At 56.4% G+C, this 2,216-nt stretch carries 1 rRNA gene; it reads left to right on the forward strand.

Annotated features, from left to right (window positions below):
• Nucleotides 1-303 precede the first annotated feature (303 nt).
• Nucleotides 304-2,216, forward strand: a 23S ribosomal RNA gene (locus tag ABDZ36_RS00005); the annotation flags it as partial.

Raw genomic sequence — 2,216 nt, forward strand, 5'->3', positions numbered from 1 at the left:
AGCTCAGCGGTAGAGTGCCTCCTTTGCAAGGAGGATGCCCTGGGTTCGAATCCCAGTGGGTCCATGGATATCAGCTCCGGTTCGGATCGTGCCCCTTTAGTGTGGGCAGGTTTGAGGTGGAGTTGAGTTCGACTGATGCACCATCCCGCGAGAGCGCGGATGGGAAGGGTCGATGTACGCTCCCACGTTCACCTGTGGGACGTGCGATGACGACCGTGTGTACGTGTAATCCAGGCGCTCACTGGACTCGTCTGCCATGGTGGCAGGTTTGAGTCTTATTGAACGTCACAACAACAACGATTGACAACGTGGCTACTGTGCCGCCTGGTGGATGGCTCGGCTCGAGTGCCGAAGACGGACGTGCCAAGCTGCGATAAGCCTGAGGGAGCCGCACGGAGGCGTAGAACTCAGGATATCCGAATGGGAATCCCTTTTACAATTGCTTTGCGCAATGGGGAACGACCGGAATTGAAACATCTTAGTACGGTCAGGAAGAGAAATCGAATGAGACGCCGTTAGTAACCGCGAGTGAACGCGGCAGAGTCCAAACCGAAGCCCTTGCGGGCAATGTGGTGTTCGGACTAACTCCCATCGAACGAACGGTCATGCGAAGTCTCCTGAAATGGAGCGCGATACAGGGTGACAGCCCCGTAGGATGAGCAAGTAGTTCGTGCGTTAGTTCCAGAGTATCGGGGACCGGAAATTCCTCGTGAAGATGGCAGGCATCGACTGCTAAGACTAAGTACTCCTCGAGACCGATAGCGAACAAGTAGCGTGAGCGAACGCTGAAAAGCATCCCGAGAAGGGAGCTGAAATAGGGCCTGAAATCAGGTGGCGATGGAGCGACTGGGCATGAAAGGCCCCTCCAGGAACGAGGCGAGTGCAAGCTCGTAGTAGGACCGGAGGGGAGCCGATGTCCGGTCGTACGTTTTGAAAAACGAACCAGGGAGTGTGTCTGTTTGGCGAGTCTAACCCGGTTATCGGGGAAGGCATAGGGAAACCGACATGGTCGCAGCATTGCGAGGACCGCCGTCTTCAAGGGCGGGGAGTCAGACGGACACGACCCGAAACCGAGTGATCTACGCGTGGGCAAGGTGAAGCATGGCGAAAGCCATGTGGAGGCCTGTTAGGGTTGGTGTCTTACAATACCCTCCCGTGACCTACGTGTAGGGGTGAAAGGCCCATCGAACTCGGCAACAGCTGGTTCCGACCGAAACATGTCGAAGCATGACCTTCGCTGAGGTAGTTCGTGAGGTAGAGCGACCGATTGGGGAGTCCGCCTCCGAGAGGAGTCGGCCCCCCTGTCGAACTCCGAACTTACGGACGCCGTGGACGCGAGGAATCCGGTGTGCGGGGTAAGCCTGTGCACCGTAAGGGAGACAACCCAGAGTAAGGTTAAGGTCCCAAAGTACGAGCTAAGTGCGATTGAAGGTGGTCTCGAGCCCTAAACAGCCGGGAGGTGAGCTTAGAAGCAGCAACCCTCTAAGAAAAGCGTAACAGCTTACCGGCCGAGGTTCGAGGCGCCCAAAATGATCGGGGCTCAAGTTCGTCACCGAGACCTTACGGCACCCGTGAAAGGGTGATCCAGTAGGTCGGCGTTCTGTTCGGGTGGAAGCATGGGCGAGAGTTCGTGTGGACCGTGCAGAAACGAAAATCCTGGTCATAGTAGCAGCGTTAGTCGGGTGCGAACCCCGACGACCGTAAGAGCAAGGGTTCCTCGGCACTGCCGTTCAGCCGAGGGTTAGTCGGTCCTAAGTCCTCCCGTAGTTCGAAGAGGACAAAAGGGAAACTGGTTAATATTCCAGTACTGTTGTGCAGTAGAAGTCGACGCCTCGGGGTATATCGGGCCGGACTTTCGTCCGGTCGAATCGTCGAAATCCGTGGAAGCCGTAATGGCAGGAAGCGGACGAATGGCGAGAGAGGGAAACTCGATTCAACCTGGGGCCCGTGAAAAGACGAGCACAACATCCGTACCGAGATCCGACACAGGTGCTCTGGCTTAGAAAGCCAAGGTCTGTCGGGATCAACCGACGTCAGGGAATTCGGCAAATTGGTCCCGTAAGTTCGCGATAAGGGATGCCTGCCTCGGGATGAGGCAGGTCGCAGTGACATGGAAGCTCCGACTGTCTAGTAACAACATAGGTGACCGCAAATCCGCAAGGACTCGTACGGTCACTGAATCCTGCCCAGTGCGGGTATCTGAACACCTCGTACAA

Source organism: Halarchaeum salinum, assembly GCF_039520965.1.
Taxonomy (GTDB): Archaea; Halobacteriota; Halobacteria; order Halobacteriales; family Halobacteriaceae; genus Halarchaeum; species Halarchaeum salinum.